Source organism: Streptomyces sp. NPDC059371 (assembly GCF_042751995.1).
GTDB lineage: Bacteria > Actinomycetota > Actinomycetes > Streptomycetales > Streptomycetaceae > Streptomyces.
Window position 1 is genome coordinate 48,379 of sequence record NZ_JBHYXD010000010.1, and the last position, 6,655, is coordinate 55,033.

The window sequence follows — 6,655 nt, forward strand, 5'->3', positions numbered from 1 at the left end:
GGCCAGCGGGGAACCCCCCACCCCCCCACCCGGGCGACCAGAACTTGCAGGAGCCCGGCCCGCGGGGGTGGGCCCCTTCCTCTCAGCTATGCCGAGTGCTGCACTCAGGCAGCGACAACCTCGATGCTGACCTTCGCGGCAACCTCGGGGTGCAGACGCACGGACGTCTCGTGGGCGCCCAGGGTCTTGATGGGCGAGCCCAGCTCGATGCGGCGCTTGTCGACCTCGGGGCCACCGGAAGCCTTGATCGCCGAAGCGACGTCGGCCGGGGTGACGGAACCGAAGAGACGACCGGCGTCGCCGGAGCGGACGGCCAGACGGACCTTGACGTTCTCGAGGCGGGCCTTGATCTCGTTGGCCTGCTCGATGGTCGCGATCTCGTGGATCTTGCGAGCACGACGGATCTGCTCGACGTCCTTCTCGCCACCCTTGGTCCAGCGGATCGCGAAGTTCCGCGGGATCAGGTAGTTGCGAGCGTAGCCGTCCTTGACGTCGACGACTTCGCCGGCGGCACCGAGGCCGGAGACCTCGTGGGTAAGGATGATCTTCATGTGTCGGTCACCCTTCCTTTATCGCGCGGTGGACGTGTAGGGCAGCAGCGCCATCTCACGGCTGTTCTTCACAGCCGTGGCGACGTCACGCTGGTGCTGCGTGCAGTTGCCGGTCACGCGGCGGGCACGGATCTTGCCGCGGTCGGAAATGAACTTCCGCAGCATATTCGTGTCCTTGTAGTCCACGTACGTGACCTTGTCCTTGCAGAACGCGCAGACCTTCTTCTTCGGCTTGCGCACAGGCGGCTTCGCCATGGTGTATCTCCTGTGTGATCAAGAAGTGGGAGTACGGCCCACCCTCGGCCCTGAGGCCTAGAAGGGGGGCTCGTCCGAGTAGCCGCCGCCGGAACCGCCGGAGCCGCCGGAGCTTCCGCCCCAGCCGCCGCCACCGCCGCCGCCCTGGTTGCCACCGGCGGGAGCGCCGGTCGCCCAGGGGTCGTCGGCCGGAGCGCCGCCGCCCTGCGGAGCACCGCCGGAGCTTCCGCCCCAGCCGCTGCCCTGCTGGCCGCCGCCCTGCTGGCCGCCACCGCCGCCGCCGTAACCACCCTGACCGCCGCGACCCGTGGTCTTGGTGACCTTGGCCGTGGCGTTCTTCAGGCTGGCGCCGACTTCCTCTACGTCCAGTTCGTAGACCGTGCGCTTGACGCCCTGGTTGTCCTCGTAGGACCGCTGCTTCAGGCGGCCCTGCACGATGACGCGCATGCCGCGCTGGAGCGACTCGGCGACGTTCTCCGCCGCCTGACGCCAGACCGAGCAGGTCAGGAACAGGCTCTCGCCGTCCTTCCACTCATTGGTCTGACGGTCGAAGGTGCGGGGAGTGGACGCGACACGGAACTTCGCGACCGCCGCACCGGAAGGGGTGAAGCGCAGCTCGGGGTCGTCGACAAGATTGCCGACGACCGTGATGACGGTCTCGCCTGCCATGGGGGAACCTCTCGGCGGGTTTGCTGCTGGCTGCTGGTGCTACTCGATGCCCGAGTTCAGCTGAGCTGGAGAGCTCAGTGGGTCTCGGGGCGGAGGACCTTGGTCCGGAGGACCGACTCGTTCAGGTTCATCTGGCGGTCGAGCTCCTTGACGACCGCAGGCTCGGCCTGCAGGTCGATGACCGAGTAGATGCCCTCGGGCTTCTTCTTGATCTCGTACGAGAGACGACGACGGCCCCAGGTGTCGACCTTTTCGACCTTTCCGGCGCCCTCACGGACGACGGAGAGGAAGTTCTCGATCAGGGGGGCGACAGCGCGCTCCTCCAGATCGGGGTCGAGGATGACCATCACTTCGTAGTGACGCATGTGGAACCCACCTCCTTTGGACTCAGCGGCCACGGTCGTTCCGTGGCAGGAGGGTTGTGATGCGTACGCAACGGTATCGGCCGCCACTGACAATCGGGCCGCCGATCGGTGAACCGAGCGGTGATCCCTGTCGTGACCTGGCCTTGAGCCTGGGCAGACACCGGTGCAGAGGGTACAGACTACCTGCACACACGCTTCCGGTTGAAATCCGGCCGGGTTGGCGGTCAATCTGTACACATCGGGTGTGTATGGCGCTACGATGCGCCGCCTTCCGCAGGAGGTGCCCTATGGCACAGGTAATGCGTCCCAGCACGACCGGCTCACTCTTCGCCACGGACGGCAAGCCGCATCCGCTCCAGGACACCCTGCTCGTGGTGACCCTGGTGTGCGGAGTCCTGGCGTTCGTCACGTCGATGTTCCACAGCCTCCATCTGCTCAGCTCGTGGGCCGGCCTGGTCGGGATCCTCACCGGCGCCTACGGCCAGTTCATCTCCGAGACGACCCGGGAACGCTTCGGACTGATCGTCGGACTCGGTCTCTCGGGCGTCGGCTTCTACCTCGGCCTGGCCCACGGCGGCCTCTTCGGCGGTGTGATCTGAGTCGAACGTCCGTTTTCCCCTGACCTCGGGGGGCTTCGCACGGCACCCCCGGGGCCCAGGTTCCATACGGCCATTCGGGGCGCTCGCAGGGCGCAGTAGGCTTCGGCGCGAGAGCCGGAGCCCTTGTACCCATGGGGACACACCAGCCCGAGGAGCGCCCCGAATGAGCCTGACCCTGAGGACCATCAGCCGAGAGCAGCATCTGGCATACATCCAGAGCCTGCCCGCGGCCAGCCACATGCAGGTCCCCGCATGGGCGGACGTGAAGGCCGAGTGGCGCTCAGAGAGCCTCGGATGGTTCGACGACAAGACCGGCCAGATGGTCGGCGCGGGCCTGGTGCTGTACCGCCAGCTTCCCAAGATCAAGCGCTACCTCGCCTATCTGCCCGAGGGCCCGGTCATCAACTGGTTCACGCCGAACCTCGACGACTGGCTGCAGCCGATGCTCGCGCACCTCAAGCAGCAGGGCGCCTTCTCCGTGAAGATGGGCCCGCCGGTGATCATCCGGCGCTGGGAGGCCACGTCCATCAAGGGCGGCATCCAGAACCCGGACGTGAAGCGCCTGCGCGACATCGAGGCCGACTTCATCGAACCGCGCGCCTTCGAGGTCGCCGACAAGCTGCGCCGCATGGGCTGGCAGCAGGGTGAGGACGGCGGTGCCGGCTTCGGCGACGTCCAGCCCCGCTACGTCTTCCAGGTGCCGCTGGCCAATCGTTCCCTCGAAGAGGTCCACAGGAACTTCAACCAGCTCTGGCGCCGCAACATCAAGAAGGCCGAGAAGGCGGGCGTCGAGGTCGTCCAGGGCGGCTACCAGGACCTGGAGGAGTGGCAGCGGCTCTACGAGATCACCGCGACCCGCGACCACTTCCGCCCGCGCCCGCTCTCGTACTTCCAGCGCATGTGGACGGCCCTCAACACCGAGGACCCGAACCGTATGCGGCTGTACTTCGCGCGTCACGACGGCGTGAACCTGTCCGCCGCGACGATGCTCGTCGTGGGTGGCCACGTCTGGTACTCCTACGGCGCCTCGGACAACATCGGCCGTGAGGTCCGCCCCTCGAACGCGATGCAGTGGCGCATGCTGCGCGACGCGTACGCGCTGGGTGCCACGGTCTACGACCTGCGCGGCATCTCCGACTCGCTGGACGAGACCGACCACCTCTTCGGTCTGATCCAGTTCAAGGTGGGCACGGGCGGCGAGGCGGCCGAGTACCTCGGCGAGTGGGACTTCCCGCTCAACAAGCTGCTCCACAAGGCTCTCGACATGTACATGTCCCGCCGCTGAGCCGTCCGGAAGCCGCCTCCCGGGCCGCGGATCCGCCCCGAATCTCATCCCGGGCCGCCCAACCGGCCCGGGACAGCCACATCGGCCCGGCGAATCAGCGACAATTCCTTTTCATACCTCTGATACACCGCAGCCACGAGAAAGGTTCCGGGACCGGCCATGGCGCTCACGCTCTACGTCGACACCGCGCGCTGGCGGGCACACCACAAGCAGGTGTCCGAGCAGTTCCCGGGGCTCGTCCCCGTCTGCAAGGGCAACGGCTACGGCTTCGGCCACGAACGGCTCGCGGACGAGGCCACCCGCCTGGGCTCGGACATCCTCGCCGTCGGCACCACGTACGAGGCCGCCCGGATCAAGGACTGGTTCGGCGGCGATCTGCTGGTCCTGACGCCGTTCAGGCGCGGCGAGGAGCCCGTTCCGCTGCCCGATCGCGTCATCCGCTCCGTGTCGTCCATCGACGGCGTGTACGGCCTCGTGGGCGCCCGTGTCGTCATCGAGGTGATGTCCTCGATGAAGCGGCACGGCGTGAGCGAGGACGATCTGCCGCATCTGCACTCCGCCATCGAGAACGTCCGGCTGGAGGGCTTCGCGATCCACCTGCCGCTGGACCGCACCGACGGCTCGGACGCCGTCGAGGAGGTCATCGGCTGGATGGACCGCCTCCGCGCGGCCCGACTGCCCCTGCACACGATGTTCGTCAGCCACCTCAAGGCCGAGGAACTCGCACGGCTCCAGCGGCAGTTCCCGCAGACCCATTTCCGCGCCCGCATCGGAACGCGGCTGTGGCTGGGGGACCACGAGGCCACGGAGTACCGCGGAGCCGTCCTGGACGTCACGCGCGTCTCCAAGGGCGACCGCTTCGGCTACCGGCAGCAGAAGGCCGCCTCGGACGGCTGGCTCGTGGTCGTGGCGGGCGGTACGTCGCACGGCGTGGGCCTGGAGGCCCCCAAGGCCCTGCACGGCGTCATGCCGCGCGCCAAGGGCGTCGCGCGCGCCGGCCTCGCGACGGTCAACCGGAACCTTTCTCCGTTCGTCTGGGCGGGCAAGCAGCGCTGGTTCGCCGAGCCGCCGCACATGCAGGTCTCGATCCTCTTCGTGCCGCACGACGCCACGGAGCCGAAGGTCGGCGACGAGCTGGTGGCCCATCTGCGGCACACCACCACGCAGTTCGACCGCGTCGTCGAGCGCTGACCCCGGATCCGGCGCACTCCGGACCGACGAAAGGCCGTACACGGACACCGTGTACGGCCTTTCGCGTGACCCTTCCGCGGCTCGTTCGCTCAGAGCGAACGGTCTCCGGGTGCCTGGTTCTCGTGCCAGTCACCGTGGGGGACCGCGTCGAAGTGCGCCGCGTGCCGCGGCGGGTGTGCGGCCGGCCCGAGGACGAAGACGTCCTCCGCGCCGTCGAGGATCCCGCCGGACGGGTCGTCGTCCCCGGCACGGCGCACCACGTCGTGCTCCGGCATGAAGATGTCCCGTACGACCACCGCGCACAGGTACAGCGTCCCCAGCAGATGGACGGCGATGGCGACCTGGTAGCCGTCGGTCGGCAGACCCTTGTGAGCTTCGCCGCTGGTCGTGTACGCGAGGTACATCCAGATACCGAGGAAGTACCCGACCTCGCACGCCTGCCAGATCAGGAAGTCCCGCCAGCGCGGCCGGGCCAGCACCGCGAGCGGGACCAGCCAGAGCACGTACTGCGGCGAGTAGACCTTGTTCGTGAGGATGAAGGCCGCGACGATCAGGAAAGCGAGCTGGGCGAAGCGGGGGCGGCGGGGAGCGGCGAGCGTGAGGGCGCTCAGCCCGCCACAGATGATCACCATCAGGACCAGCGCCCAGGCGTTGGCTGTGTCGGGCGTGATCGCGATCTTCAGCCACTGCGAGAGGAACAGGAAGACCGAACCGAAGTCGACGCCGCGGTCGTGGCTGAAGCTGTAGAACTTCGCCCATCCCTCGGGAGCGAGGTACATGACGGGCAGGTTCACCGCCAGCCAGGCGCCCACGGCGCCGAGCAGCGCCGTACCGAACTCACGCCACCTGCCGGTGCGCCAGCACAGCAGGAAGAGCGGCCCGAGGAGCAGGAACGGGTAGAACTTGGCGGCCGTGGCGAGTCCGATCAGGACACCGAAGGCCAGGACGCGTCCGCGGGACCACATGAGCATCGCGGCGGCCAGCAGGGCCACGGCGAGGAGGTCCCAGTTGATCGTGGCCGTGAGCGCGAAGGCGGGCGCCACGGCGACCAGGAGGCCGTCCCAGGGACGGCGGCGGTGGGTGCGCGCGGTGCATACGGCGATGACGGCCGCGCACACCATCAGCATCCCCGCGTTGACCATCCAGTAGATCTGTTCCTGGTGCTGGATGCTCCCGCCGCCCGGCGTGAGCCAGGCCGCGACCTCCATGAACACGCCGGTCAGCACCGGGTATTCGAGGTAGTCCATGTCGCCGGGGATCTTGTCGAAGTAGGGCACGAGTCCGTCGGCGAAACCCCGTCCCTGGTAGAGGTGCGGGATGTCCGAGTAGCACGCGTGCGTGTACTGCGAGCTGGCGCCGAAGAACCAGCCACCGTCGTAGCACGGCATCTTCTGCACCATGCCGAGGGCGAACATGCCGATCATCACCAGCGCGACCACCCGCACGGGCGTCCACCAGGACGTCCCGAGCAGGGCTCGCCGCCCGATGGGGCCGCCGATCAGCTCACTGCCGCCGGCGGCGACCTCGTCATCCCTGGTCGGCCGCACCGGCCCCGGCTCGTGAACGCTCGCTCGCGTCGTCTCTGCACCTGGCATGCCGCACATCCTGCCGTACGTGTCTGAGAAGGGAAGCAGGGACGACCCAGGTTCACGTCCATCGTGGTCACCCGGTGACCGCGGCCGGGGCTCCGGGCCGGGGATCGGAGCCCGGAAACGCCTTCGCGCGTGCGCCCCGAGGGTG

Annotated in this window: 8 protein-coding genes; 3 read left to right on the forward strand and 5 right to left on the reverse strand. The window is 68.2% G+C overall.

Going from position 1 to position 6,655, the window contains the following annotated elements; genetic code table 11:
• Positions 1-104 precede the first annotated feature (104 nt).
• From rplI to rpsF, 4 genes are all read right to left on the reverse strand, one after another.
• Positions 105-551 carry a 50S ribosomal protein L9 gene (gene rplI, locus ACFXGX_RS08655; protein ID WP_384786704.1) on the reverse strand — a complete coding sequence of 149 codons (447 nt, stop codon included), beginning with the start codon at positions 549-551 and terminating at the stop codon, positions 105-107.
• A gap of 18 nt (positions 552-569) precedes the next feature.
• Positions 570-806 carry a 30S ribosomal protein S18 gene (gene rpsR / locus ACFXGX_RS08660; protein WP_003949403.1) on the reverse strand — a complete coding sequence of 79 codons (237 nt, stop codon included), beginning with the start codon at positions 804-806 and terminating at the stop codon, positions 570-572.
• Positions 807-863: 57 nt separating this feature from the next.
• The gene (locus ACFXGX_RS08665; protein WP_384786707.1) at positions 864-1,475 is read right to left on the reverse strand and encodes a single-stranded DNA-binding protein; all 612 of its coding nucleotides are present in this window, start codon (positions 1,473-1,475) and stop codon (positions 864-866) included.
• 74 nt (positions 1,476-1,549) lie between these two features.
• A complete protein-coding gene (gene rpsF / locus ACFXGX_RS08670) occupies positions 1,550-1,840 on the reverse strand; it encodes a 30S ribosomal protein S6 (protein WP_037615007.1) in 291 nt (96 codons plus the stop codon).
• Positions 1,841-2,127: 287 nt separating this feature from the next.
• Between rpsF and ACFXGX_RS08675 the strand changes: the two genes are divergently transcribed.
• From ACFXGX_RS08675 to ACFXGX_RS08685, 3 genes are all read left to right on the forward strand, one after another.
• Entirely contained in the window at positions 2,128-2,439 is a 312-nt protein-coding gene (locus ACFXGX_RS08675) for a hypothetical protein (protein WP_355760333.1), read from the forward strand.
• Between the two features lie 163 nt (positions 2,440-2,602).
• A complete protein-coding gene (locus ACFXGX_RS08680; protein ID WP_384786711.1) occupies positions 2,603-3,724 on the forward strand; it encodes a lipid II:glycine glycyltransferase FemX in 1,122 nt (373 codons plus the stop codon).
• Between the two features lie 159 nt (positions 3,725-3,883).
• Entirely contained in the window at positions 3,884-4,915 is a 1,032-nt protein-coding gene (locus ACFXGX_RS08685; protein ID WP_355760338.1) for an alanine racemase, read from the forward strand.
• Positions 4,916-5,004: 89 nt separating this feature from the next.
• On the opposite strand, the gene ACFXGX_RS08690 is transcribed toward ACFXGX_RS08685, so the two are convergent.
• Positions 5,005-6,519 (reverse strand): glycosyltransferase family 87 protein, encoded by a 1,515-nt coding sequence (locus ACFXGX_RS08690; RefSeq protein ID WP_384786715.1) that lies wholly within the window; start codon positions 6,517-6,519, stop codon positions 5,005-5,007.
• Positions 6,520-6,655 lie beyond the last annotated feature (136 nt).